Raw genomic sequence first — 26,674 nt, 5'->3', positions numbered from 1 at the left:
CATATTGTCTGTCAGGCTTGAGTGCGATGCGTAAGATACAGAAAAGACCCCACACAAACATGATGGAATTATGAATTTTTTCATATGAATGTCAACCAACACATTCATAAAACATTCGCACAAGTTCACTTTTTAAGCAACATGACGCCGATCACAACAAAATATCGGCGAAAAAGGAGGGTAAATGCCATTTGACGTAGAGATAAGCAGATGAAATGATTACCCGCTTTGCGATTCACTCTCTGATGGAATAACAAATTGGAGAGGGAAAAGTTTCTAAACTAAAGAGTGTAGCGTATTTTAACGTGCTTATTTACAGGATAATATTTGTCACCTAATTCCTGCACTCTATTAGATACCCATTGATTTAATCGTGCATCATCTCTGTATGTTTTCACGTTCAGAACGGAGAGCAATAACATCACTAGCGATTCAGGAAAAACAGGGTAAAAATTTTTTAAGTGCAATAATAATTCATACGCAAGCGCCTGCTTAATAGGTGCGTCTGCGTCCGGAATGCGCGACATTTCGCGAAGCCATTTTTCTACATGCTCACATTCTTTCCCTTCACGGAAAAGTCTCAACAAAGGCATATGGTGCTCAAGAAGAATGCATTTGCAATCTGTTCGTACTGAATCGATAAACTGCACTAATTTCTTAAGTCCGGTGAAGCGTCCGGCATGGATATTCTCTTTAATATCAAGAAACACGTCATCCTGATCATATACCCAAACGGTCCCTTTTTGATTTTCAAGTATCCGAAAAACAAACTTAATCGGGTAATCAGGGTAATCCACCCAGTCATAAACTCCAGGGAAATCATTAAACTGCACATTTATGGTAAGCGCATTGTCGGCTGCCCACTCGCAATCTCGTACGGCAGCCATGAGATAAATGAGTTTATCATCATCGACTAAATCATCACGACAATCATAAGGATAATCATAGTATTGTTTAATCAAAACCTTGAATATATCGACACAAGAAACCAGTGTACTTCTGATATCTTCAGGTAACTGATTGTTTTTAACCGTATTGTGTACGCTTTGTTTCGTATATAGCAACAAATTATTGTGCGGCGCTTTTAATGATATCATTGCGATCTCTCTTAAATAAAAATAAACGTCGCAGATAATAAAGCCCTGATTAAACCAGGCACTATCAGAAATCGCTCATAACTAATATATGCAGCATTGTGTACTGGAGGGAATTAATTTAACAATTTGAATTTACGTTATAGATTTTACTGCTACTTAGATAGTATTTCGCCCTTCTTAACTAAAAAGTTAAGTGGAGGGCGAAATTAATATGTTAAATCATAGAGCATTTATTAATTTTTTCAGTCTGTTAGTGTGCGATTATCGATAACAAAACGATATTTCACATCACCACGTAGCATTCGCTCATAGGCTTCATTAATTTGATCGGCCCGAATCATCTCTATATCAGCCACGATGCCATGTTCGGCGCAAAAATCGAGCATCTCCTGTGTTTCTGGAATGCCGCCAATCATAGAGCCGGCTATCGCGCGGCGTTTCATGATCAGGTTGAAAACTTCCGGCGATTTATGCGGTGTCGCAGGCGCACCAACCAGCGTCATGGTGCCATCGCGCTTCAGCAAGGTGGTAAAATCGTCGAGATTATGTGGCGCAGCTACGGTATTCAAAATGAAATCGAAACTCTTCAGATGAGCCGCCATCTCATCGGCATTGCGTGAGTTAACAACTTCATCGGCCCCCAGGGCTTTTGCCGCTTCGCGTTTTGACTCAGAAGTGGTAAATGCCACCACATGTGCCCCCATCGCGTGGGCCAGCTTAATCCCCATATGTCCCAGACCGCCGATGCCAACCACGCCCACTTTTTTACCCGGCCCGGCCTGCCAGTGACGTAGCGGCGAGTATGTGGTGATCCCTGCACACAACAAAGGAGCCACCGCCGCCAGCTGCGCTTGCGGGTGACGAATACGCAGAACATATCGCTCATGAACGACGATCTGTTGTGAGTAGCCGCCCAGCGTATGGCCCGGTTCGTCCGGCGTCGGCGAGTTATAGGTGCCGGTCATGTGATCACAGTAGTTTTCCAGCCCATCTTCACACTCTTCGCAATGTTTACAACTGTCGACAATGCAGCCGACACCGACCAGATCGCCCGGCGCATATTTTTCTACCTGATCACCAACGGCTACCACGCGCCCTACAATTTCATGGCCCGGCACGCAGGGATAAACCGTCCCCGCCCACTCGGAACGCACCTGGTGGATATCGGAATGGCACACGCCACAGTAAGCGATTTCAATTTTGACATCATGCGGTCCCGGTTCACGCCGGGTGATATCCATCGGTTCAAGTGGTTGTTTAGCGGAATATGCACCAACAGCTTTGATCTTCATTGTGTTTACTCCTGATTAGCTATATGTATTTGGCGATGACTGAAATGCCATCGCAGCAAAACGCGTCCATTGAATATAGCCAATATTTAAACCACCCGATCCAGCCCCAACATGCCGCGAGCCTGAATGAAACAGAGCAGCAACGTTCCCCATAAGGCCATCGTCAGGTAGGGGCTTATCCCGAGAATATTGAAGCCGCTTTCAATAATTTGCAGAAGAAACAGCGCCAGCACCATACCAATTATCCGCCCGCTGCCGCCGTCCGGATTAACCCCGCCGAGTACTGCCGCGAGGATTGACACCAGCAAGTACGATTCGCCATAAGAGGCCTTAGCCGAGTTGAGTTTCGACATCATCAAAAATGCCGCTACCGCACAAAGCAAGGCGGAAATGACATACACCCATATCAGCACCCGACGCGTGTTAATACCGGAGTAAAGTGTTGCTCGTTCATTAGAACCAATCAGATAAATGGATTTACCGAGCGGTGTTTTCTCCAGCAATATCCACAACCCCAGCGCCACTGCGGTAAACAACCACATCGGTAGCGGAATACCGAACCACTGTGCATGATTCAACCACAGCACCCATGAGGGATAATTAGCAATGGCGCTACCGCCTGTCACCAGAATATTTACTCCTTTGAGCAACGTCATCATCCCAAGCGTTGCAAGAATTGGCGACACTCGAATACCGGCAATCAATACGCCATTACATAAACCAATTATCACCGCCGCGCCAGCGCCCGCCAGCAGCGTAGCGACAACCGTAGCAATACCCGGTGGATACTGAGTCGCCACCCACGCCATCACCAGTGAACAGGCGTTAGCAGTGGCAATAATTGACAAGTTAATGCCACCGCAAAGCATGGTCACCGCCATAGCCAACGCCAGAATGCCCAGCACGGGCATTTGCGAAGCGACGGACTGGAAATTACTTATCGACCAGAAAATCTCCGGCATAGTAATGCTGAAGGCGGCAACAGTTAGCACCAGCAGGCCGATCAAGTAAAACTCAACGTTATTACGCCACGATTTTTTCATAGCAGACTCCGGTTCTGATGCTGACTCCACGCCGTGGCGCTAATGCTGGCAACGATGATGATGCCTGTGATCAATGTTTGCCAGTAAGACGAGACTCCCAATAAATTTAGCCCGTTTTGCATCACTGCCAACAACACCACGCCGAGCAAAGTACCGGTTAACGTGCCGCGCCCGCCGAGCAAACTAGTGCCGCCAAGCACCACCGCAGCCAGTACTGTCAGCTCATAACCCAGAAGAGAATCGGGGGCGACAGTCATCACCGTCCACGACTGCACTACACCCGCAGCACCAGACATCAATCCCATATAGCCGTAAACGAAAAGTTGCAGTTTCAGCACGCTAAAGCCGATGCGACTGGCTGATTCACGGTTCCCACCAAGGGCATAGATTTTGCGCCCCACACTGGTGAAATTCATGATAAATGCTGTTAGCAGCACCACCGTAATCATGGCGATCAGCGGCAGACCAAGGCCATAGTCATAGCCGTCAGCATCGGTGTACTTGAACAACATTACCCCCTGCTCAAACCACGGCGGAAAGTCGTACAGCCACACACCTTTACTCAACCATAACAGCAGGCCATAGAAAATATTCAGCGTCGAAATGGTGATGATGATAGAAGGCACCCGTAGGCGATTAACCAGTAAGGCGTTTATTAAGCCAAGTAAAATGCCGATGCCGCCCGCCAGGGCAAACGCGACAGCAAAGTTGCCACCCATTTTTTGTAGCAACAGCACCATGCCGTATTGCGCAATGATGGTCATTGCTGGAAACGAAATATCAATTCCACCGGAAATTAACACCACAAACAAACCACAGGCGAGAATAGTCAACATGGCATAGTTATTGGCGAGATCGTACAAATTACCGAATGTCAGAAACTCGTCGCTGCGCCAGGCAAGGCCGACAAACAGCCCCACAATCAGTAATGCCAGCCAGAATTCATGACGTTTTTTCAGTTCAGCCATTTACCACCTCCGCAATCCTGGCCTGAGAACTGCTGTCAGGCAGGAAGCTATGGGTGATCTGACCTTTTTGCATTACCAAAATCCGGTGGCTTTGATACCACGCTTCTTCAATTTCATCGCAGATCATCAATACCGCAATGCCATGAGCCGCCAGATCGCTGATAATGCCGTATATTCCTGCTTTGTTGGCGATATCAACACCGACAGTCGGGCTATCGAGAATCAACAGTCGTGGCCCAATCGCCAGCCATTTGGCGATCGATACTCGCTGCGCGTTACCCCCGGAAAGCGTATTCACCGGGAGATGTGGGTCAGAGACTTTGATGGTCAATGCCTTAATTAGCCTATCCACCAGGTCACGCACTTTAGCTTCACTCAGAAAGCCGAAGCGATCTTTTACCTTGTGAAAAACAGTGCTAATGATGTTGTCTTCAATAGATTGCGCCATCACCAAACCGCGCGACATGCGATCTTCCGAAACATAACCAATACCGTGGCGGATGGCGTCCTGGTTACTATGCAGTGTTACCGGCTGACCGTTGATGAGGATCTCACCAGCATCCGGTCGGGTCATACCAAACAGACTCAGACATAATTCCGTGCGCCCCGCACCAAGCAGGCCAACAATCGACACCACTTCGCCCGCTTCCACCCGCAAGTTAATATTTTGATATTCCCCATGACGACTTAAATTACGCACCTCCAGCACTGGGGTGCTGGATTTTCCCTGCCACAACTCTCGCACCTGATATTCAAACTCCTGGCCGGTCATCAGGAAACCGAGTTGTTTTGTGGTCATCTCTGCAGCCGGAAAGGTCCCGACCAGCTCACCATCTTTCAACACTGAAATACGGTCGGAAACTTCCATCACCTCTTCCAGACGATGACTGACGAAGACCACGCAAATCCCGCGTTCCCGCAATTGATGCACCACCTGCAATAACCCTTGCACTTCCTGATGGGTCAGCGAAGCGGTTGGTTCATCCATCACGATCAACCGTGCGTCCTGCGCCAGTGCACGGCAAATTGCCACCAGCTGACAGCGGGCAATTGAAAGCTCAGAAACGAGCGTATCCAGTGGCAATGTGACGTTAATACTGGTCATTGCCGCCTGCGCCACCTCACGCAGACGACGTCGGTTAACAAACAGACCGTGGTGATAGTGATTCACGGCGATATTCTCCCAGACACTCAGGTTAGGAAATAAAGAGAGGTCCTGATAAATCACCTGAATCCCCTGCGCCACCGAAGCGGCGGGTGTCAGCTTTGACCAGTTTTTCCCACCAAGCGTAATTTCCGCCCCCTCATCCGGGCGATAAACACCGGACATAATTTTAATCAACGTCGATTTACCACAGCCGTTTTGCCCGGCAAGGCAGTGCACCTCACCCGACATAAAGTCGAGAGAAACATCGCGCAGCGCTCGCGTGGCATGAAACGTTTTGTTGATATGACGAAGGGAAAGGAAGGTTTCCATAGCATCCCCTGGCAATAAGAATCGGGGCTTTCGCCCCGAAGAAATGGATTAATAAAGTGAGTCAATATTGTCTTTGTTGACCAGTAATACCTTATGGAAACGGATAATTCGCTTATCCATATCTACGTCGGCCTTACCGAGATTCTCCATTTCTAATCCAGGTTTGATCTCTTCACCCTTCAGCAACGTGCTGGCGACGGCCGCGAGTGCGTAACCTGCAGAGGCCGGATCGTAAGTAATCCCTTCGGTGATATCACCACTTTTAATCAGTGATGCCGCCTGTGAAGGGATCATCATGCCATAGACTGCGACTTTATTTTTCGCCCGTTTCTCTTTCACTGCACGTCCCGCGCCAATCGGACCGTTTGAACCAAAGGAGACAACCGCTTTCAAGTCAGGATAGGTTTTCATCAGGTCCAGTGTGGTACGACGTGAGTCATCCACACTCTCGGCAACCGGCATGCGGCGGGTAACTTCATGCATATCCGGGTAATGCTCTTTCTGGTATTTCACCAGCAAGTCAGCCCATAAGTTATGCTGCGGCACGGTCAAACTACCCACGTAAATCACGTAGCCGCCCTTGCCACCCATGCGTTTCGCCATATGTTCAACATATTCAGCGGCAAATTTTTCGTTATCAATGATTTCGATATCCCAGTTAGCACTTGGCTGACCGGGGGATTCGTTGGTCAGAACCACAATTCCGGCATCTCGCGCTTTTTTGAATACCGGTTCCAGCACGTTGGCATCGTTTGGCACAATTGTAATTGCATTAACCTTACGGGCGATTAAATCCTCAATGATTTTAACCTGTTGCGGTGCATCAGTACTTGAAGGCCCCACCTGTGACGCATTAACACCAAAGGCTTTACCCGCCTCGACCACACCTTCGCCCATGCGATTAAACCACGGCATACCATCGACTTTAGAGATATTCACCACGACTTTTTCCGCGGCCTGGAGCGGCGCAGAAATTAGCGCAGCGCCTAATAACAGCGAAGACACCATATTGATAACAAAACGTTTATTCATCATTTCAGCCTCATTGCAGGGTAGTCAGGAAGTGTTCGCCCAAATTAGCGCGCTGGAGAGAATAAGAATTTTCGAATATTTTTATGCAGAATAAACAGCCCTATTTCAGGCAGCTATTAAAAATTTGGTTGTAAATATGGACAAAACGGGCAGTAACAATAAGTGTGACAATCATCACGTAAAAAATAGCAAAATAAACAAAATTAGCGACACTTTATGTTTGTGAGCTTATTTCGCGTAGAAAAATAGTTATCTACACAACGTCAATAAGGGCATATTCTTCAAAGATAACGTCCATTTCGGGTGAATAGCATCCTTCTGCCTGGAAAAAACGACGGTGTTCATTACGCCAATATTCAAGACTGAGGTCACCTTCACCTTCCTTACGGGCAAGCTCCGCGGTGACATCAGAAAAGCGCAGTAAATGCAGGCCAATAACTCTGATAACACACACAGGCTCACCACGGCTATTTTCTACAATCTTATACTCGCCAATCATCGGAAATGCGTTGTCTTCAATACATCCCGCCAGCGAACCACAGGAAGCTGTTTTAACACCAGTCGCAATCAACGTTGCGAGGTAATCGGCCAACGCTGCTGAATCGCCAAAAGTACAAAAGGAAGCATGGGGATATTTTTGTGAGATTTTTTCTTTTATGGTCATGGCAATATTTTCGCGATAACAGAACAACAAATTACATCTTAATTACTGTCGATAACTATCAGCAAGAGGATCATTGGTTTTTCTATGTTTAATCTTTTTTATCCGAAGCAGGTCACATTTATGACTTGATAAATACCTTTGTTAAAACTCACTTTTGTGTATTTCTCTCAAATAATCCCCTGGAAATTATGCCGGGAGATTATAAAGTTCAGGATCATTCATTAACAAACCATTCCCGCCCCACTCCCTGGGGCTTAAATCTCTTACTATTCACCGTTGCAGGCGTTTCAAATTCGTATCAACCTGCCACACTCCCCCACACCAGTTGCCCTTTATGGAACGTTGCGGTTCTCGGCGAGATACGCGCCACCGCCTCGGCGGAACAGGAGGCGTCCACCAGCACAAAGCTGGCGTCATCCTGCGCTTTGGGCCAGACGCGCTCGCCTTTTTCGTTGAGCGGCAATACATCACCAGTGGCTAAAAACAGCGAGCGGGAGAGGTTCTGTTCGTTAGGACGAATATAGAGTTGCGCATACAGATTGGCTTTTTCCAGCATGTCACCCAGGCCGTAAGGCGACCAGTGGTCGATAACGCTGTCGGTGCCAGTCATGACTTTTACACCTTTGTCGTGCAGCTGTTTGAGTGGCATATGCAACGTGCCAATCGGTACCGTCGAGGCAATAGAAATTTGCTGCGCCGCCATCCGGTGCGCCAGTTCATCTACCTGTTGCTCATTGAGCGTTGCCAGCGCAAAGGCGTGGCTGATGGTCAGTTTGCCCTTCAGTTGCGGCGTTTTCTCCACCATTTCAACCATATAATTGATGGCCGCCACGCCTGCCGGAGTGGTTTCATGCAGATGAATATCGACGCCTTTGTCGTAGTCCAGCGCAATCTGGAACATGGTGTCGAGGGATTTTTCCATCGCGCCATCAACACTGGTCGGGTCCAGCCCGCCGACGTAATGCGCCCCTGCCTGCATCGCTTCACGCATCAAGGGTTCCGATTTCGACAGCAGCAAACCGTGCTGCGGGAAGGCGACGATTTCACACTCGAAGCCCGCCTGACGTCGCGCCAGCACCGCCTGCAAATTTTGCAGATTTTTCAGGCCGGAAACCGGTTCGATATTGCAGTGGCTGCGGGCAATGGTGGTGCCTTTCGACTGCAATAAATCGATCAGTTTTTCTGCCCGCTCCTGAGTGTAGGGTTGCAGTTCCGGCAGCATTTTCTGCTCAAGTTTGATCATGTCCTGGATAGTGGTGCCTGCAGGGCGATTGAGTGAGCGCCACGGTCCGCCGTAAAAGGTTTTGTCAAGATGAATATGCATGTCGCGAGTAGTGGGCAACATAAGCTTACCGCCAGCGTCATAGTGCGGTAGCGTGGCGTCCGGATGCTGCTTGTTCTCATGTAGCGCAACAATTTTACCGTCCTGAATCTCCACGGTCTGGCGCGCCGTGCGGGTCTGTACTGCCACACCGTTTTCGTAGTCAAAACCGGTTTCCAGCAGCACGTTGTCGAGATAGTAGTGCGGGTCAGTGATTTTCATTGTGTTATTCGCGTCGCAGTGGGTTGTGCCAGAGACCTCCGCATGGGCGAATGGCACAGAGGTACCAAACAGCGCGGCGGCGGTGACCATCTTACCGCTCTGGCTCAAAAACTCACGACGGCTATTGTTTTCTTTCATCTTACGTCCTTACGTTTTAATAATATGGGTGCCCGTCTCGCCACGCAGCGCCGCGGGCAGGCATTCCGGCGTGGTGATAATCACTTCTTTACCGCCCTGTTCCAGGAACGTCAGGCTGGCGATGATTTTTGGCAACATGCTGCCTGGCGGGAAATGCCCTTCCTGCATATAGCGGGTCATGGTGGCAATATCCACCCGATCCAGCGCCTGCTGCTGCGGTTTGCCAAAATGAATACACACTTTTTCGACGCCGGTGGTGATCACCAGAATGTCGGCGTGAATTTCGCGGGCCAGCAGCGCGGTGGAGAGATCTTTGTCGATAACCGCGTCCACGCTTTGGTAATCTCCCGCGTCAGTACGCACCACCGGAATTCCGCCACCGCCCGCACCAATCACCACAAACCCTTGTTGGATCAGCGCTTTAATGGCAGGTGCTTCAACAATACGTTTCGGTTCCGGCGAGGCGACCACGCGGCGATAGCCGCGTCCGGCATCTTCAACAAAACGCCAGTCAGGGTTTGCCTTTTGAAATTCGTTACGCTGGCTTTCACTGAAGAATGCGCCAATGGGCTTGGTGGGGTGAGCAAATCCCGGATCGTTTTTATCCACTTCCACCTGAGTCACCACGGTGACGGCTTTTTTCTCGCCGTGGCGCGCCAGCCGATTGTTCAGCGCCTGTTGGATCAAGTAGCCAATGCCGCCTTGCGTATCCGCCACACAGTTCGCCAGCGGCGTTAAGGGCAGCCCTTCGCGCTCGTGGGCAATCTCCGCGCGGCGTAAATCCAGCCCGACCTGCGGCCCGTTGCCGTGGGTCAGCACAATGTCGTAATCGGAAGCCAGCATTTCCAGCACCGTATCGGCGACGGCCTTCACCGCCTCCGCCTGATGCTCAATCGACTGGCTGGCGTTATCTTTGATAATGCTGTTGCCACCAATGGCAACGACCACAAGTTCTTTCATGTTGTTATGTCCGCTACAGAGGGTGATGGGGTTATGACCAACGCCAAATTGCCTGATGCGCTACGCTTATCAGGCCTACAGATTCTTGCGCCACTCGTAGGCCGGATAAGGCGTTCACGCCGCATCCGGCAGAGACAACGCGCACTTTGCAGGTCAGACGCCGTAACGTTCGCACCAGCCAAGAATGGCTTTTTCGAAGCAGGCGAATGGTGGATGCACAATGCCCGCGCCAATCATGCCGACGCCCGCATCTTTATGGGCAATGGCGGTGTTGATCACCGGCAGAATGCCACTGCTACCCACGCGGGTGATGTCGATTGCCGTCGGCACACCCATAAAACCGAGCAGCGGAATGGTCACGTTGGGGTTTTCGCCGAGGGTGATTTCGCGCATCTGACGGGAGAAATCGATAGCCTCTTCCACCGTACCGCCCACCAGCGCGACGATTGCAGGCGCGGTCGCCATAGCAAATCCACCAATGCCGTAGGTTTCGGTGATGGCGCTGTCGCCAATATCCAGCCCCGAATCTTCCGGCTTATAACCGGCAAACATCGGGCCGATGACCTGTTGCGCCGGGCCGGTAAACCACTGCCCCGGCAGGCCGCTGACTCGCAGGCCGAACTCGACACCGTTACGCGCCATGGTGGTCACCACGGTGCTGTATTCAATGCCGTGCGCCGCATCCATCGCTGCTTTACACATTGCCATCCACGTCGGGCCGGAGAAGTAATCGCTGCTGGCGACAAACTCAAACACTTCGCGCTGTTGCTCGACGGAATAACCCGCCTGAATAATCCCCGGCGTCAGCGCCTGAATCAGCAGCGTCGTCCCGGCGTTATTGCGGTTATGGCATTCATCGCCCATATGCAGCGCCTGCGCCAGCATTAAGCGCAGATCAATCTCACCGAGAATCTTCATTGCGTCGCGCAGCATGGGCCCCTGCACATCGCGCATCCAGTTCAGGCGGTCAATCACGCTCTGATCGTTAGCGCCCATACGCAAAATCTTCGCCATCTGCTCGCTCATGTTGGTGTAAGCGATGTTGCCGTAGGTTTTGTTTTTCACGATGTGTATAAACATCGAGGCCGAGGTAACACCCGCCATCGAACCCACGCAGTCGTGTTCGTGGCACGGCGAGAAAGTGATCTCCCCGGAGGCCGCCAGTTCAGCCGCCTCGTCAAGATCTTTCGCCAGTCCTTCGAACACCAGCGCCCCGGTGACCGCGCCTTTCATCGCGCCGCACATTTTTTCCCAGGTCACTGGTGGCCCGGCGTGAAGAATGGTTTTCGGCGTCATACCCGGCACCACGTTAATCGCCTGATCAAAACCAATCAGCACCGGATGCGACTGGATAATCCGCTCCAGCGCCTGCTGGTTAGCGGCGGCGATTTTGTCTGCCAGCGGCGAATCGGCAATGTTATCCAGCGCCTGCACCACCTGCATATTGCCCTGCCCCGGCGGCGTCCAGTCGAGTTGGGTCACTTCTACATGCTGCTTTTTCAGATCATCGCTAAACATAGCGATGCCGACATTAATAACGTTCAACGGTTGGCTAAACAGTGACTGGCTCATCAGGCTTCCTCCCCTTTGCAAATAAATTCACGCGCCAGCAATCCGGTATTGGTGCTGCTGCTGGCCAGAATCACCCCGGCATCAAGCAGCATCTGGCTTTGTTGTGCTAACGATGGCGTATCGAGATCGGTACCCAGCACATAGGCGAGAATGATCAACTCGCGGCCTTCGGCGGCAGCGATCGCTTTCGCTTCTTTGATCGCCTCGATGGTGGAACCGACCGGATCTTCATGCGATCCAAATCCGAGCACAAAATCCATCACGATCACCGCCACTTCTGGATCACGCGCTTCTTCGATCAAGCGACTGATGCGATTGGTGGGGTCAATCATTGGATGCGGCTTGCCGTTGGTGAAGTCGTCATCACCAAAGTCGAGGAAGGTGTGTTTGATGCTGCGGTTGATATCTTGCAGGCGGAATTCAGGATCGGGCTGGATGTTGCTGTAGACATCGCCGTGTTTTTCCATCACCGCGAACATGGTTTCGTCACACAGCGTGCCGCCGCAGAACAGGCCACGAATGTATTTCTGCCGCGGTTGCAGACGCGCCCGCACATCCGCAATCAACGGCTGGTTCAGCGTATGCAGCTCGAGATGTTCTTGTTTCACGCCGGAGAGCATCACCGCTTTCAATGCCGCCTCTTTGCTGCCGCGAGCAAACTGTAGCCCCTGCTCATCCACTGGCGTTTCGCCACGACCGAGGAAGCAGACCACCACCGGCTTGCGGCAGGCGCGTGCGCGTTCCAGCACTTTGCGGGCCACCGCAGGCGCAGGCGGTTTGGAGATAAGTACAATGATTTCAGTTTGCGGATCGTTTTCCAGCATCCCGATAGCGTCGAGCATCATCAGGCCGCCGATTTTCTCGCTCAGGTCGCGCCCGCCGGTGCCAATCAGTTGCGAAATGCCGCCACCAAATTCATGAATGCGGACGCTCAGCTCCTGGCTACCGGTGCCGGATGCGCCAACAATACCGATGTTGCCGCGACGCACAGCGTTACCAAAGCAGAGCGCCGCGCCGTTGATAATCGCCGTGCCGCAGTCTGGCCCCATCATCAGCAGCCCTTTTTCGTGGGCCAGTTGCTTGAGCGCCAGTTCATCTTCAACTGAGACATTATCGGAAAACAGCATCACGTTAAGATCGTTTTGCAGCGCCTGACGCGCTTCGCGAGCGGCAAACAGACCGTTGACCGAAATCACTGCCAGGTTACTTTCCGGGATATGCTTTTTGGCGCTGGCAATAGTGGCATAACGCGCCTCGTGCGAGCCGCTTTGCGCTTTGCTGTTGAACAGTTCTTCAATCTCCACCAGCAACTGCTCGTTGTCTGCGCCCGCTTTGCCGTTGATGACAATCATCAGGTCGCCGTTTTTCGCCTGCTCCAGCTCCGGCGTCAGCAGCCCTAAATTCTTCAGAACGCCTTTGTTCATTTCGGTCGCCATCGCCACAAATGCCTGCTCGACGCCGTCGAGTTTATTTGCACGCGTGGAGATAGACATCAGCGAGACAGAATCAAAATAGGTATTCGGTTTAATGACTATTTTAACTGACATAATTCCCTCCGTAGGTTTGGCTCAGCGCACAACCATCGGCCATGCCATACAGCATGTCGCAGCCGGAACTGGAGCCAATATGTTTAATTTTTTCTATTGCCTGAGTTGCGTTCCCAGGTATGTCATAAATAATGTTATGAATAAAACGATGAATATTTTCCCGGCAGCGTTGTTGTAATGCGGCTTCCAGCGTTATGGCACTTAATAACGTGGTATTATTTCTGCCGCGTTGCAGACCGAGATAAAATTCCTCTTTGTATTTTTCCGCCGGATGCCCGGGAATAAATGAAATAAGCGCCAGACCTGTTAAATAATCATCGGCTGATGGTGTAAGGCCAATCCCTAACCCCATCATACTGACGACCGCTGAGGCGATATTTTGTTTATCGTTTACGGCCTGAATAACTGCCCGTCGTTTAATATGTAATTCTTTTTTTAATGCCTGATAGAACGGGTTATCGCCACAATAATTAAACAGGGTTTCATTTTCCCCCAGGTGTTGATGAATAATGTCGTGCCACTGTTGCCAGGCGATAAGGTGAAAATTTTCAGCGGTCATTTGCAAAGCTGGGGACAGCCAACGCTGGCAATGACTCATCTCTATATGAAGATGTTGACCAACCGTAATACCTTGATCATCAAACTGAACCTTATCACCATGACGGAACAGACCATCAAAGTGAGTGAGTGCCAACCGACAACTGTTTGGCGCATTGTCGTACTCTTCACAAAGCAGTGTCAGCAACTGCTGGCGGGCCGGAAGTGCGATATTTACCGCTCTGGCAAAGACCTGTTCAACCTGTCCTTGCCCCCGCTGCGCCAGAAAATCAGCATCCGCAGTTAGCGCCCACACACACCGTCTTTCTGGTGTGTTGATAGCAAGCCTCCCGGTTTATGCACCTGCGGCAATCAGTAACTGCGCAATCTCTTCAAAGCCTCGTTCCCGCGCCAGTTCCAGCGGCGTTTTGCCATATTTATCCGTCATGTGCGGGCTGGCACCGTGTTCCAGCAATAACTGGACAATCGCCTGCTGTTTTATCCCGCCATCATTAAGCACAATTGCTTCCAGTAGCGGCGTCCAGCCAACATGGTTGGTCTGGTTAACGTTAATCTCCGTATGCGCCAAAAGCTCTTTTACAATACTTAAATGGCCTTTTTCACAGGCAGGCGTCAGGCCGACACCGCCAAAACGGGTGACGCAATTAAGATCGGGTTTAGCCGGTAAAATAATCCGTAACAGGGTTAAATCGCCGGTCAGGCAGCTAATTAAAAAAGGATTTGAACATATCTGATCTTGCTTATTAATATCCGCTCCGGCATCAATTAATGCCTGAACGCAAGCATATTGCTGATATAAACTTGCCAGCGTAATTGCCGTTTTCCCCTGACGATCGCAGGTATTAATATCGACCCCCAGCGCAAGGCAGGTTTTTACTTTATCGATATCACCCTGTTGCGCAGCCAATAAATAGTCGGCAGGTAGATTTTTTATAGTCATTCACATTCCCCTGGTTTTTGTGGCTGTTTTCGATGAATTGAGAATAGCAACGATAATCTGATAAAAGAACCCGCTTAAATTTAATTCGCCGTATTTCGCCTTTTTGTTGAATGATGTTCAACAATCTTTTCGCAGTGTGCGGTAGTGCAATATTTATTTCTTTGACCCGATACCCTTTCACTCAATCAGGTTTTATTTCTCTATAGTCTGCACATGTAAGAGTAGCTTTCGTCCATGTCTAACCAGAGGGGAACAAGATGAACGGACTCACGGCAACGGGTATAACCGTCGGTATTTGTGCAGGGCTTTGGCAGTTAGTGTCTTCACATGTCGGGCTCTCTCAGGGATGGGAATTATTAGGAACCATTGGCTTCGTCGCCTTTTGCAGTTTTTATGCCGCAGGCGGCGGTAAATCGGGGTTTATCAGAAGCCTGGCGGTTAATTATTCCGGGATGGTGTGGGCGTTTTTCGCCGCGCTGGCTGCCGGTTGGCTGGCCTCGGTGAGTGGGATTTCCGGCTTCTGGGCGAGCGTGATTATGACTGTACCCTTCTCGGCGGTGGTGGTCTGGCAAGGACGTTTCGGTTTACTGTCTTTTATTCCCGGAGGCTTTCTCGGCATGACGCTATTTTTTGCCAGCGGGATGAACTGGACGGTGACATTACTGGGTTTTCTGGCGGGTAACTGCGTGGGGATAATTTCAGAATATGGCGGACAAAAATTAAGCGAAGCGACGACTAAACGCGACGGGTATTAAAAGTTATTCAAAAATGATTATCTATCTTTAACCGATACCTCTACAGTCATAGCTGGAGAAATTCATAGTAGATAATGGCGGGAATGGTTTAATGAACTCAATTTTTACCGAAGAGAATCTGTTGGCATTTACTACCGCTGCGCGTTTTGGCAGCTTCAGTAAAGCTGCAGAAGAGTTGGGTTTAACCACTTCCGCCATTAGCTACACCATCAAGCGAATGGAAACAGGGCTGGATGTGGTGCTGTTCACTCGCAGTACCCGCAGCATTGAGTTAACGGAGTCCGGGCGTTATTTTTTCCGCAAAGCTACCGACCTGCTGAATGATTTTCACGCCATCAAACGCAGCATCGATACTATTTCGCAGGGCATAGAAGCGCGTGTGCGTATTTGTATTAATCAGCTGCTTTATACGCCCAAACACACCGCACGCTTATTACAGGTACTGAAAAAGCAATTTCCAACCTGCCAGATTACCGTCACCACCGAAGTGTATAATGGCGTCTGGGATGCGATTATTAATAATCAGGCGAATATCGCTATCGGCGCACCCGACACGCTGCTGGACGGCGGCGGCATTGATTACACGGAGATTGGCGCGATTCGCTGGGCTTTTGCTATCGCCCCGGATCACCCGTTAGCCTTTGTGCCGGAACCCATCGCCGAAAGCCAACTACGTCTCTATCCTAATATCATGGTGGAAGACACCGCGCATACGATTAATAAAAAAGTGGGCTGGTTGCTGCATGGGCAGGAGTCGATTCTGGTGCCAGATTTCAACACCAAATGTCAGTGCCAGATTTTAGGCGAAGGAATTGGTTTTTTGCCGGATTACATGGTCCGTGAGGCGATGGCGCAATCCCTGCTGGTTACCCGACAAATCCATAATCCGCGCCAGGATTCACGCATGTTACTGGCGACCCAGCACTCTGCCACCGGTCAGGTGACGCAGTGGATTAAAAAACAATTTTCGCCAAATGGCATATTAACAGGGATCTATCAGGATTTACTGCATCGGGAGAATTAATCGCTGCCAACCTCCCGATGCGCTGTGAATAGCGGTTTACCTCAACCACCTGCTTTCATTACCCATTCAGAGATAAATTTATTACCCGGTACTGGCGGAGAGTACAAATAGCCCTGCAAAAAGTGAACGCCTTTGCCGATCATTAAATCCGCCTGCTCCTGGGTTTCTACCCCTTCCGCCACGATACTCAGACCAGGCTTACGCGCCAGTTCGACAATATTGTCCACAATATGACCGGAAATTTCGTCGACACTCGCCATTTGCACAAACGACTTGTCAATTTTAATAAAATCGACCGGAAACGCCTGCAAATAACGATAGGTCGCATAACCCGTACCAAAGTCATCCAGCGCAAAGGTAATGTTGTGCTGATGAAGGCTGTCAAATATCGCTCTGGCTTCTGGCGTTACCGGAATGGGGTTGCGTTCCGTTAGCTCAAGAACCAGCTTGATTTTATCGTTACCTAATTTCTTGACCAGGTTCAGACACTCTTTTTCAAATCCTGCGGCCAAAAAACATCCTGCCGAGACGTTGATGCCAATATGGAAATTATCCGGCAGCAAATGTTTTACTGGCATCAGAATATCCGCAGTCTGTTTCATCAGCTGGCGAGTCATTATGACAATAAGACCGGATGACTCCGCCAGAGGAATAAACTGATCCGGTGGGATAATTCCCGTTTGCGGATGTTCCCAGCGAACAAGCACTTCACAGCCCGTCAGTACCCCTGTCTGCGCGCAGAAAACGGGCTGGATCCACGGTTTGAATTCGTGATTTTCCAACGCCAGACTGATGGCTTCAGGCGTGACGATATGGTGACAACGGTTATCAGGAATATAAAAATTATTTTTATTTCCCTTGCCACTGATGACTTGCGGATGATATTGAAAAAAGATATCCCGCCAGAAAGTAATATCACTCTGGATGCCTAATTTTTCATACAACTGCTTCTTCTGATGTGAAATTGTCTTTGCGCTACGATTTCTGTATTGTGATATTTCTGTAACCGACATTCCCTCCATTAGCAGCTTGAGTAAAAGCCGTTCTTTTTCGGACACGATACCAGGCAAGGTCAAATTAACCGTTGCCCCGAACTCTTCCAAAAAAACACTCAAATCATGCGAAGCCATTGAACACACCTTGATGAAATCTTGTGCGCCAGCTAAATCTGCTTGTCTTCACTCTAACTGATAAAGCTGACTGCAAGAAAATGACACAGAGAGCCGAATTATCTCCCGTTCGGCTCTCTCTCCTTTTACTCATTATTCAGATCAGAATTGCCACTTAATGCCCACCATTGCAGAGGTGTCATTATATCCTCTATCGGCAACCTGAACGCCCACATTCCCCCAGACATTCAGGTTGGCATTTAGCTGTCCTTCCACCCCGGTTTTTATCTCAGCAATATTGCGGGCTCCATCCTGAGTGACGGACACGCCATCCATACTGGTGCTGAAATCCTTACTGTTATGCAGCCAGTTCACTTCTACAAACGGCTGGAACTCGCGGGATTTACTGTCATCCATTTTATGGTGGCTCTTCAGCCAGGTTTTTACGCCAAGTCGGGTTTGAACATTGCCATCACCGTTGCTATGAACGAGGGTTCCGTTGCTTTCGCGGTGATTATCGGCTTTGACTCCCATCCAGGTAACCTGTGCTTGCGGCTGAACATACCATTCATTACGCGTTCCCTGGCTGCCATTAAATTCAGCTAATTTGTGTTTGTATCCAGCTTCCAGTGACGCGGTAAATCCTTTTGATTTATAGGATTCACTTTGTAAGTCATCCCCTTTCACTGTGTTATCAAACCAACTGTACTGCGCCCAACTGTCGAGATACGCGCCATTACGCGACTCGTCATCGGCATACCAGGTGGCATAGAGGCCTGTGCTATATCCGTTCACACTCGCTTTTGCACGATAACCAGTGCGCGAGGAGGTCGTTTTGCTGTCGCTGTTGCCATATCCCGCCATGACCCCAATATGCCAGCGATCGCTGTCGTTTTGGCTCCACTGCGCGATATCGCCTCCCAGTTGCAGAACATAGCGATTGCTTTGGGTTTTCAGCTGGCCGCTGCCATCACGCCATTTATTATGACCCCCTTCATGGCGCATCCACATACTGGTTTGTTTCTGCTCACCCGTCACCATGTCGGTATAGTATGTATTTCCCAGACGCTCATGCAGACGCGTGTTGAACATGGTATTCGCTGCTGCAAGGTTCGCAATGTAGCTACCCGCCTCCGGTCGCAGGTCATTATCCACATTCAGATCCGGACCCGGCGTAGGTGTCGGGTTAGGGTTCGGCTCTGGATTCGGGTTTGGCTCCGGATTCGGCATCGGGTCTGGCTCCGGCTGCAGTTCAGGAGAATCACTGCCGCTGGTCAGATACCAGTTACCACTATTTGCCCCTTGTCCACGCGCGAGAGTGTAGTCATATGCCCCCGCAACGATACGCCCAGCCTGAACAAATTCGCCCTCAGACTTACCGTCAACATGGATAAGTTCGATACCGTTAAGGGTTTTCGCACCTGTACCGCCAGCGTTATTCACCGTAACGGCAGTCGTGCCGCTAGTATCGCCCTCGACAACCAATTTATCAGTTACTGAATCATCGCCATTCAGTACCGTATTCATTACCAGTTGGCCGTTATTACCGTAGTAGTTCCCCTTCACCACCAACACGTTGCCAGCTTGCAGTCCTGACATCCCGGTCATCAGCGTACCGTTGTTGGTCAGATTGCCACCCAGGGTGTAATTCACTGGTGCAGCCGCTCTTTTTTCAGCGCTATTATTCAGCGCCAGGGTGCCGTTGTTCTCAATGTTTGCGTTACCCATTCCCTGCGCATGACTAACCAGGACATTAGCCGAGCTAGCAATGTTCACATTCGCCGTCAGGTTGCTATTATCGCCCGCGATATCCAGCGTGCCGCCCTGAATATTCAGCTCTCCGCTTCCCGTTAACGAACCGGTTGAAGTGCCCCCGTTGGTAACCGTCAGACTCCCGCCGTTCAAGCTCAGCAGTGAATCGGCGCTGCCATTGAGCGTGCCCACGATCTGGCTGTGACCATTCATATCCAGTTCAGTCTCTGCCGCCAGACGCAGTTCATGGGTATTACCCAACACGTTATCGTTATTCAACAAAAGCGTCCCGCTGCGCAGATCGGTAATACCGGTATAGTCGTTGTCTTTGTTAGAAAGCGATACGGTCTGACCTTTCTGGCTGCTGAAAGCCAGGTCACCACTGCCGGTAATCTTTGCACTAAGATCGGCGGCATTCTCGCTCTTACCGTTGGCACTCAGCACCAGGGCATCACTGTCGGTAGCCTGCAATTCAAGCTGGGTCAGGCCGTAACCGATATACAGACCGTCATTGTTTACCCCACTCGTCAGACGATAGTCGTAAGTGCCGACGGCCGCTTTTTGCCCATTCTGCTGAATATCACGTTGGGCGCTGCTGGAGAGGATTTGCCCATTTTTATCCTGCAATTGCAGATTGCCCGCATCGCCCAGAACTTCCGCACCTTGCGCATCAACCAACTTAATGGTGCTGTTACCATCATCGACTTCAGTGAGCGATAACGCAGAGTCAATATCACGAGATACTGAGCGGACAACGTCACTGTCAGAAACCTCAATCACACCCTCGCCGCGCAAATCCAGCGTTTTACTAACGTTGACTGTCCCTTCTGTCATCTGCGCGCCAGCGGTCAGGGCACCAAAATCAACGGTTCCGCCCGAGAATCCCAGAGTGCTAATGGAGTGAGCGCCCTTACCCACTGTTATCTGGCTTCCCTGACCCGCAGTGATCCCGCCTTTCTGCAGAAACTCAGCATTTTTTTCCAGGTTAAATGTCGTGTTCTGGAATGCCAGTGCCCCCTGAAACCAGTCTGTATAAGCAAACTCATCGAAGGAGAATTCGTGATTCCCCATGTTTATTTCAACAACGCCTTTACCTTCAAGATCGTTATCAAACACCCAATCTTTATTGGCATTAATTTGCAGTTTGCCATCAACATCCAGTTCTGCACGGCCGATGTTCTTATCTTCAGAAATAACAGCGACAGCATCGGAAGCGACATCAATATATCCGCTGAATGCATAGTTATTGCCGATCAACTCCACCGTCCCACTGTCGATACTTATTGTACCGTTGCCGGAAATCTTATTGGCAAAGGTCATGCTATCGTCAGCCTTCAGGTGTAATTTCCCGCGGTTGGTGATTTCTGCTGTACCTATATTTTGGGTGATCCCTAAAGCCCCGTTTTTCTCAATTTTGACTTTGCCGCTAAAGGCGGAGTTATCACCGGTTAAGTAAGTTGTACCATTGAGCGCATTGATATAGCCCAGGCCCTCGCTGCCACTGACAATATCCGCGGAAATAGTCGCGTTTTTATCCGTGTGGTTTAAAGTGATTTTCTTATCTGATGTCGAAGCCCACACAAACTCAATTTTTTCGGCATCAATAATCCCTGCCGCCTTCGCTGCATTTCCTTCCTGTGCACCTAACGCCAACTCAGAGTTGGTGCTTAAACTAATAGTCGGCGCAGATACTTTTCCGCCTTCTGAAACGGCAAGTGTTGTATCGGAGTTTTGATTATAATAGCCCAGGCTAATTTGCTTACTGGCATTAACTTCACCGCCGTTATTAACTGACAGGTACTGATTACCACCGTAACTGCTGTAAACGCCCATAAAGAAGGTTTCGGAATTTACCTGGCTACCTTCCCCACTGACATTTCCCTGCGTATAAGTCAGACGACTGGTGCCCTTAACATGGATTTTGCCGCCGTTGGAGACATTAAAATAGCCGCGATCGTGTCTCATGCCTGAGTTTGATTCATACAAATCATCAGCATATAACTCGCTGCCAGCATTGGAGACATTCAGGAACCCCGTACCTTTCAGCAAAAAGTTAAGTGGGCCATTGATTGTTACCTTTCCTCCGGTAATATCCAACCCACCACCAGAAGCGAGAGTCAGACGCGGACGGGAAGTATCTGTCGCATTGATTACCAGATTGGCATTGTCAGTCACCGTAATATGGTAATCGATGCTCTGGTTCTCTTTGCCAAAATCAATAGTTTTATCCTGGTTTACGATGACATCATCGGCGAATACCAGAGATGAATATAAACTTATCGCGCTAATTAAAACAGCCCGGGACTTTTTTCCTTTTACTCTGCTCCCCAGCTCAGAGCAAACGCTCCAACAGTTACGGGACCTGTTCCACTTTAGCCGATATATTTTATTCATCACAATCTCCAGCAATACATCCAAATAAAACTAAGATTGCATAAACAGCAACGCATTAAATGCCATTCCGGTTACTGTTCATCGCATATAAAAATTCAAAAATTTTGCATAGCATTGACAACCACATATCTGAGTATGTAGTTCAGAGGGTAATAAAATAGCAAGTTACTACTGAAAACTTATTTTAAGTTAACACTATTAACTTTATCATTACATTCCTCCCAGTCTCGAATACCTGCGCATTATATGTATCCAGGAACTCAAATCAACTCAAAATATAAACAAAAGCAGGAGGAATACACTTAATATACAGCCGATAAAAGTGGTAACTCTTATTAGGTATCAAAATATAAGAATCGTCTTATTAATAAATATATAACTCTATAGGACTGAATCCATTCAGCTAATACAAAATAAAATCGTTAATTAATAAAATATAAAATCATGAAGTGATACAAGAGGAATTGCAGGATATGACATGACAATCATATATAATATATGCATAATTTTTTACAGCGAGTCAATGATTTCCGCGCCATATGCAGACATGGCGCGGTTTTATGCAATAACAATCACGCGTCCGGGAACATCACGCTATGGCCCGGCGCTTCACGATGGAGATGGATAAAGTTAAGGTGCCGCTCGTACTGGTCGAGAATATCGGTGATCACCTGCTCTTTGCTGTAGTCCATCAGGTCGTTGCCCTGGCTGCCTTCTAACAGGAAGGTTTCCAGCCGGTAGTAGGTCGATTTACCGCTACGTGCGCGGTAGGTAAAGCCCGGCACCGAATATTGCTGCGGCCAAATCTGATAGACAAAGTTTTGCTCTTCGCCCATATGCACCAACAAATCCAGATGCCCCAACTGTTGTCCCTCTTCCGGCGGCAGGCTTTTTAGCTCCACGTACGCGCCGCGCAACCGCAGCTCCTGCGCCACTTCTTCCATTGCCGGGTAACAGACCGTCTCCATCATCTGTTTAGTGTAACGCGTGCCCGGATAATTCATCAGGCGCGAGAGACGCTTTTTCCAGCTCAGGCGATCCTGAACGCTCAATGGCCGCGGTGCAGTATCACGACTCGCACTTTCCCGGCGATAATCTTCAACTTTCAGCGATTTATACAATCCCGCCATGACGAAGAAAATCACAAAACTAAACGGCAGCCCCATGATGACCGTGGTGTTTTGTAGCGCGGATATCCCGTTGGTCATTAACATACCGAGCGTCAGCAGACCAATGGCAACCGACCAGAATACACGCAGCCAGCCCGGCGCGTCGCTGTTGATATCTTTAAGCTGCGAGGTGAAATTCCCCAGCACCAGCGCCCCGGAATCTGCCGAAGTTACATAGAACAGCAGACCCGTAATGGTGGCAACCGAGGCGCTAAAGGTAAATGCCGGATACTGCGCCAACAGGCTGTAGAAGCCGCGCTCCGGATGGACCATCGCTTCCTGGGCAAATGCCGCGCCGCCGTGGATGATTTCATACAGCGCGCTATTGCCGAACACCGAGAGCCATAACAGCGTGAAGGTAAACGGAATAATCAACGTCCCCAGCACGAACTGGCGAATGGTGCGCCCACGCGAGATACGCGCCAGGAACAGGCCGACAAACGGCGACCAGGCCACCCACCATGCCCAGAAAAAGAGCGTCCAGTTATTCATCCACTCCACCGGGCGGTCAAAGGCGAAACTGTTGAGCGTCATGCCCATAAAGCGGTTGACGTAATCGCCGACGTTCAGCACCAGCGCATTGAGCAGGAACGAGGTGTCGCCCATAAACAGCACGAACAGGATCAGCCCCAGCGCCAGTGCGACATTGAGTTCAGACAATACGCGAATGCCTTTGTCGACACCGGATGTCACCGAGATAGTCGCGATAATCACCGACAGCGCGATCAGCGCCGCTTTCGCCGCCATTGAATCCGGAATATCAAACAGTACGCTCAGGCCATAGTTAAGCTGCACCACGCCAATGCCGAGCGTGGTGGCAATCCCGAAGATGGTTCCGATCACCGCGGCAATATCCACCGAGTGACCAATCGGCCCGTTGATCCGTTTACCGAAAATCGGATACAGCGCCGAGCGGATGGTGAGCGGCAAATTATAACGATAGCTGAAGTATCCGAGCGCCATGCCCATCAGCGCATACATCGACCAGCCGGTTAAGCCGTAGTGAAACAGCGTCCAGACCATCGCCTGACGCGCGGCCTCAATCGTCTGACCCGCGCCTTCCGGCGGCTGCATATACTGCGTTACCGGTTCGGCTACGGAGAAGAACATCAGGTCGATACCGATCCCGGCAGCAAACAGCATCGCCGCCCAGCTCAGCAGGCTGAACTCAGGCTTAGACTGCTCGGGCCCGAGTTTCACCGAACCAAAGCGCGAACAGGCAATGCAGACCACAAAGACAATATAGAGCGTTGCCGCTAACAGATAGTACCAACCAAAAGTTTTAGAAACCCAGTCCAGCGTGCGGCCAATCCACAGGGCCGAGAAGTCGCGAAACAGGATCGTTGTCAGGGAAAACAACAAAATCAGTCCGGCGGAGGTGTAAAACACCACCGGATTGATTTTGTCCTTTTCCCTGCTGTGCGAAAGGTCTGTCATCCAGTATCCCCACTATTATTGTTACCATTTAAAATCAAATTCGTAACAATTAAGACACATTTTATATTGAACGTCCAATCAATAACCGCTTTAATAGATTAACAACGCTGATGAATGGAGTGGCAAAAATGCCCAAATTGGGGATGCAGTCGATCCGGCGCAGACAACTGATCGACGCCACGCTGGAAGCAATAAATGAAGTAGGTATGCACGATGCGACGATCGCGCAGATCGCCCGCCGGGCGGGCGTTTCCACCGGGATCATTAGCCACTATTTCAAAGATAAAAATGGTCTGCTGGAAGCAACCATGCGTGATATCACCAGCCAGCTGCGTGACGCGGTCTTGAACCGCTTACACGCGCTACCGGATGGCAGCCCTGAGCAGCGATTACAGGCGATTGTTGACGGAAATTTCGATGAGACTCAGGTCAGTAATGCTGCGATGAAAGCCTGGCTGGCGTTTTGGGCCAGCAGTATGCATCAGCCGATGCTTTACCGTTTGCAGCAGGTGAGCAGCCGCCGCTTGTTGTCGAATCTGGTGAGCGAATTTCACCGCGAGTTACCGCGCAAAGAGGCACAGGAGGCAGGTTATGGCCTGGCCGCGCTGATTGACGGTTTATGGCTGCGCGCGGCATTGAGCGGTAAACCGCTGGATAAACCTCTCGCACACTCGCTGACCCGTCACTTTATTACTCAGCATTTACCCACCGATTAACCGAGGAGACGTGATGTCCCGAATGGCAGAACAGCAGCTTTATATACATGGTGGTTATACCTCCGCCACCAGCGGTCGCACCTTCGAGACCATTAACCCGGCCAACGGTAACGTGCTGGCAACCGTGCAGGCCGCCGGGCGCGAAGATGTCGATCGCGCCGTGAAGAGTGCCCAACAAGGGCAAAAAATCTGGGCGGCGATGACCGCCATGGAACGCTCGCGCATTCTGCGTCGGGCCGTTGATATTGTGCGCGAACGCAATGACGAACTCGCTAAACTGGAAACCCTCGACACCGGAAAAGCGTATTCAGAAACCTCAACCGTCGATATCGTTACCGGCGCGGACGTGCTCGAGTACTACGCCGGGCTGATCCCGTCGCTGGAAGGCAGCCAGATCCCGCTACGCGAGACGTCGTTTGTTTATACCCGCCGTGAACCGCTGGGCGTGGTCGCCGGAATTGGCGCATGGAATTACCCGATTCAGATTGCTTTGTGGAAATCCGCACCGGCGCTGGCGGCAGGCAACGCGATGATTTTCAAACCGAGCGAAGTCACCCCGCTTACCGCGTTAAAGCTGGCCGAAATTTACAGCGAAGCGGGCCTGCCGGACGGCGTATTTAACGTGTTGCCGGGCGTGGGCGCAGAGACCGGGCAGTATCTGACCGAGCATCCGGGCATTGCCAAAGTGTCATTTACCGGCGGCGTTGCCAGCGGTAAAAAAGTGATGGCTAACTCGGCGGCCTCTTCCCTGAAAGAAGTGACCATGGAACTGGGCGGTAAATCACCGCTGATCGTTTTCGACGATGCAGACCTCGATCTCGCCGCCGATATCGCCATGATGGCGAACTTCTTCAGCTCCGGCCAAGTGTGTACCAACGGCACCCGCGTGTTCGTTCCGGCGAAATGCAAAGTCGCATTTGAGCAAAAGATTCTCACGCGCGTTGAACGCATTCGCGCGGGCGACGTTTTCGATCCGCAAACTAACTTCGGCCCGCTGGTCAGCTTCCCGCATCGCGATAACGTGCTGCGCTATATCGCTAAAGGCAAAGAGGAAGGCGCGCGCGTACTGTGCGGCGGCGATGTGCTGAAGGGTGATGGCTTCGATAACGGCGCATGGGTTGCACCGACCGTGTTCACCGATTGCCGCGACGAAATGACTATCGTGCGCGAAGAGATCTTCGGCCCGGTGATGTCGCTCCTCACGTATGAGTCTGAAGACGAAGTGATTCGCCGCGCCAATGATACCGACTACGGTCTGGCGGCGGGTATCGTCACGGCGGATCTGAACCGCGCGCATCGCGTCATTCATCAGCTGGAAGCGGGTATTTGCTGGGTCAACACCTGGGGAGAATCCCCGGCGGAGATGCCCGTTGGCGGCTACAAACACTCCGGCATTGGTCGCGAGAACGGCGTGATGACGCTCCAGAGTTACACCCAGGTGAAGTCCATCCAGGTTGAGATGGCTAAATTCCAGTCCATATTCTAAC

At 50.4% G+C, this 26,674-nt stretch carries 20 protein-coding genes; 4 read left to right on the top strand and 16 right to left on the bottom strand.

Annotated elements, in window-relative coordinates; all coding sequences use genetic code 11:
- Positions 1 to 281: 281 nt before the first annotated feature.
- The 13 genes from QUE74_RS01755 to QUE74_RS01690 form a co-directional block, all read right to left on the bottom strand.
- Entirely contained in the window at positions 282 to 1,097 is an 816-nt protein-coding gene (locus QUE74_RS01755; protein WP_001355155.1) for a hypothetical protein, read from the bottom strand.
- A 242-nt stretch (positions 1,098 to 1,339) separates the two neighbouring features.
- On the bottom strand, positions 1,340 to 2,389 hold the full coding sequence (gene yahK / locus QUE74_RS01750; RefSeq protein ID WP_000692718.1) for an NADPH-dependent aldehyde reductase YahK: 1,050 nt from the start codon (positions 2,387 to 2,389) through the stop codon (positions 1,340 to 1,342).
- An 86-nt stretch (positions 2,390 to 2,475) separates the two neighbouring features.
- A complete protein-coding gene (locus QUE74_RS01745; protein WP_000750346.1) occupies positions 2,476 to 3,432 on the bottom strand; it encodes an ABC transporter permease in 957 nt (318 codons plus the stop codon).
- Positions 3,429 to 4,400 carry an ABC transporter permease gene (locus tag QUE74_RS01740; protein WP_000818890.1) on the bottom strand — a complete coding sequence of 324 codons (972 nt, stop codon included), beginning with the start codon at positions 4,398 to 4,400 and terminating at the stop codon, positions 3,429 to 3,431. The genes QUE74_RS01745 and QUE74_RS01740 overlap by 4 nt, the downstream gene beginning before the upstream one ends.
- Positions 4,393 to 5,877 (bottom strand): sugar ABC transporter ATP-binding protein, encoded by a 1,485-nt coding sequence (locus QUE74_RS01735; protein ID WP_000447340.1) that lies wholly within the window; start codon positions 5,875 to 5,877, stop codon positions 4,393 to 4,395. The genes QUE74_RS01740 and QUE74_RS01735 overlap by 8 nt, the downstream gene beginning before the upstream one ends.
- A gap of 48 nt (positions 5,878 to 5,925) precedes the next feature.
- Positions 5,926 to 6,909 (bottom strand): autoinducer 2 ABC transporter substrate-binding protein, encoded by a 984-nt coding sequence (locus tag QUE74_RS01730; RefSeq protein ID WP_001042105.1) that lies wholly within the window; start codon positions 6,907 to 6,909, stop codon positions 5,926 to 5,928.
- Positions 6,910 to 7,162: 253 nt separating this feature from the next.
- A complete protein-coding gene (locus QUE74_RS01725; RefSeq protein ID WP_001355154.1) occupies positions 7,163 to 7,573 on the bottom strand; it encodes an ASCH domain-containing protein in 411 nt (136 codons plus the stop codon).
- A 298-nt stretch (positions 7,574 to 7,871) separates the two neighbouring features.
- Positions 7,872 to 9,254 carry an amidohydrolase family protein gene (locus tag QUE74_RS01720; RefSeq protein ID WP_000662405.1) on the bottom strand — a complete coding sequence of 461 codons (1,383 nt, stop codon included), beginning with the start codon at positions 9,252 to 9,254 and terminating at the stop codon, positions 7,872 to 7,874.
- Between the two features lie 9 nt (positions 9,255 to 9,263).
- Positions 9,264 to 10,214 carry a carbamate kinase family protein gene (locus QUE74_RS01715; RefSeq protein ID WP_000661653.1) on the bottom strand — a complete coding sequence of 317 codons (951 nt, stop codon included), beginning with the start codon at positions 10,212 to 10,214 and terminating at the stop codon, positions 9,264 to 9,266.
- Positions 10,215 to 10,367: 153 nt separating this feature from the next.
- On the bottom strand, positions 10,368 to 11,786 hold the full coding sequence (locus QUE74_RS01705) for a YlbE family protein (protein WP_286331888.1): 1,419 nt from the start codon (positions 11,784 to 11,786) through the stop codon (positions 10,368 to 10,370).
- Positions 11,786 to 13,333, bottom strand: coding sequence for an acyl-CoA synthetase FdrA (gene fdrA, locus QUE74_RS01700; protein WP_000111783.1), 1,548 nt, complete (start codon positions 13,331 to 13,333; stop codon positions 11,786 to 11,788). Before fdrA ends, QUE74_RS01705 begins: the two co-directional genes overlap by 1 nt.
- A complete protein-coding gene (locus tag QUE74_RS01695) occupies positions 13,323 to 14,186 on the bottom strand; it encodes an oxamate carbamoyltransferase subunit AllH family protein (protein WP_001355153.1) in 864 nt (287 codons plus the stop codon). Before QUE74_RS01695 ends, fdrA begins: the two co-directional genes overlap by 11 nt.
- 39 nt (positions 14,187 to 14,225) lie before the next feature.
- Entirely contained in the window at positions 14,226 to 14,831 is a 606-nt protein-coding gene (locus QUE74_RS01690) for an ankyrin repeat domain-containing protein (protein ID WP_000153102.1), read from the bottom strand.
- Positions 14,832 to 15,088: 257 nt separating this feature from the next.
- Between QUE74_RS01690 and QUE74_RS01685 the strand changes: the two genes are divergently transcribed.
- Positions 15,089 to 15,586 (top strand): DUF1097 domain-containing protein, encoded by a 498-nt coding sequence (locus tag QUE74_RS01685; protein ID WP_001013856.1) that lies wholly within the window; start codon positions 15,089 to 15,091, stop codon positions 15,584 to 15,586.
- A 91-nt stretch (positions 15,587 to 15,677) separates the two neighbouring features.
- On the top strand, positions 15,678 to 16,610 hold the full coding sequence (locus tag QUE74_RS01680) for a LysR substrate-binding domain-containing protein (RefSeq protein WP_001084390.1): 933 nt from the start codon (positions 15,678 to 15,680) through the stop codon (positions 16,608 to 16,610).
- A 41-nt stretch (positions 16,611 to 16,651) separates the two neighbouring features.
- Here QUE74_RS01680 and QUE74_RS01675 read toward each other — a convergent pair whose 3' ends face one another.
- From QUE74_RS01675 to betT, 3 genes are all read right to left on the bottom strand, one after another.
- Positions 16,652 to 17,740 (bottom strand): EAL domain-containing protein, encoded by a 1,089-nt coding sequence (locus QUE74_RS01675; RefSeq protein ID WP_000146382.1) that lies wholly within the window; start codon positions 17,738 to 17,740, stop codon positions 16,652 to 16,654.
- 141 nt (positions 17,741 to 17,881) lie between these two features.
- Entirely contained in the window at positions 17,882 to 21,865 is a 3,984-nt protein-coding gene (gene ehaA, locus QUE74_RS01670) for an autotransporter adhesin EhaA (RefSeq protein ID WP_001034068.1), read from the bottom strand.
- 572 nt (positions 21,866 to 22,437) lie between these two features.
- Positions 22,438 to 24,471 carry a choline BCCT transporter BetT gene (gene betT, locus QUE74_RS01665; RefSeq protein ID WP_000131054.1) on the bottom strand — a complete coding sequence of 678 codons (2,034 nt, stop codon included), beginning with the start codon at positions 24,469 to 24,471 and terminating at the stop codon, positions 22,438 to 22,440.
- A gap of 128 nt (positions 24,472 to 24,599) precedes the next feature.
- Between betT and betI the strand changes: the two genes are divergently transcribed.
- A complete protein-coding gene (betI, locus tag QUE74_RS01660; RefSeq protein ID WP_001355152.1) occupies positions 24,600 to 25,187 on the top strand; it encodes a transcriptional regulator BetI in 588 nt (195 codons plus the stop codon).
- A 13-nt stretch (positions 25,188 to 25,200) separates the two neighbouring features.
- Positions 25,201 to 26,673, top strand: a complete 1,473-nt coding sequence (gene betB, locus QUE74_RS01655; RefSeq protein WP_000089108.1) for a betaine-aldehyde dehydrogenase — start codon at positions 25,201 to 25,203, stop codon at positions 26,671 to 26,673.
- The last annotated feature ends 1 nt before the right edge of the window (position 26,674 follow it).

It is taken from the genome of Escherichia sp. 10290 (genome assembly GCF_030295155.1).
Taxonomy (GTDB): Bacteria; Pseudomonadota; Gammaproteobacteria; order Enterobacterales; family Enterobacteriaceae; genus Escherichia; species Escherichia coli_F.
The sequence above is the reverse complement of the archived record's forward strand: the minus strand, read 5'-3'. Positions and strand labels throughout refer to the sequence as shown.